The organism is Rhodanobacter terrae, from assembly GCF_042657005.1.
Taxonomy (GTDB): domain Bacteria; phylum Pseudomonadota; class Gammaproteobacteria; order Xanthomonadales; family Rhodanobacteraceae; genus Rhodanobacter; species Rhodanobacter terrae.
The window spans coordinates 1-887 of sequence record NZ_JBHSNG010000081.1 but is presented as its reverse complement, the minus strand read 5'-3'; the positions used below and the strand labels follow the sequence as shown (position 1 = coordinate 887).

General features: G+C 60.7%; 1 protein-coding gene. It reads right to left on the bottom strand.

Annotation, left to right across the window (positions count from 1 at the left end; translation table 11 throughout):
* Nucleotides 1–887, bottom strand: an 887-nt coding sequence (locus ACFPPB_RS20315) for an ISL3 family transposase (protein WP_377330481.1), incomplete at both ends; no start/stop codon positions are given.

Here is an 887-nt window from a genome sequence, read left to right as displayed (position 1 = left end):
GCATGCAGGTGAGCACTTTCAGTCGCAGGTACTCCTCATCGCGCAGTCCGTAGGCGCGACGTTGGATGACTCGGATTTTGTTGTTGAGTCCTTCGACGAAGCCGAGCGAGACTTTGTTCTCGGGAAGGCAGTGAGCGGCGATGCCGTCCCAGTGTCGTTCGATCAGTTCGGCAAACTTCTCGTAGGGTTCGAGCCGCTGCCAGCGCAGCGATTTACGCCAGTTATCGAAGAAGCGCCGGGCCCAGCCTTCGCGCTGGTAGTCCCACAACTGGCCGAAACTTTCCTTCAGCAGGTAGGCGGTGTTGAGCCGCTTGTTGGCGGCCAGCAGCTGCTTGAGCGCGGCCTTGCCATCGAGGCTGAGGTTCTCGCGGTGCGACAGCAAGGTGTACTTCTGCCCCTTGATGTAGCGACGATCCTTGCCGCTCAGACGGACGTATTCAGCCTTGCGTACCGTATCGAGTGCCTTGCCCAGGTGCGCCATGATGTGGAACTTGTCGAAGCGGATCGCTGCCTGCGGAGCGCGCGTCTGAGTGGCACGGCGAAACGGCTTCCACATGTCCATCACCGCCAGTCGTATGCCCGCCGATTTCCTTGTCCCCAGCGCTTCGTAGAACATCGCCATGCTCGCTTCGGAGCGATCCGTGCCGCCGAACCAGATCGGTCGTTTGCGGATCAGATCGCTGACCACGATACGGTAGGTGTGGCCCTTGCGGATCGAGATTTCGTCGATGCCGATCGCCTTCGGACCGGGCATGCCGGCGCGTTTGAGTTGTTCGGCCATGTACTGCTTGTCCAGCGCCTTGACCGTCTGCCAGTCGAGTCGAAACTCCTTGGCGACATCGCTGATCGATGCACCTCGACAGCGCCGTCCGACGTGCCAGGCAAAC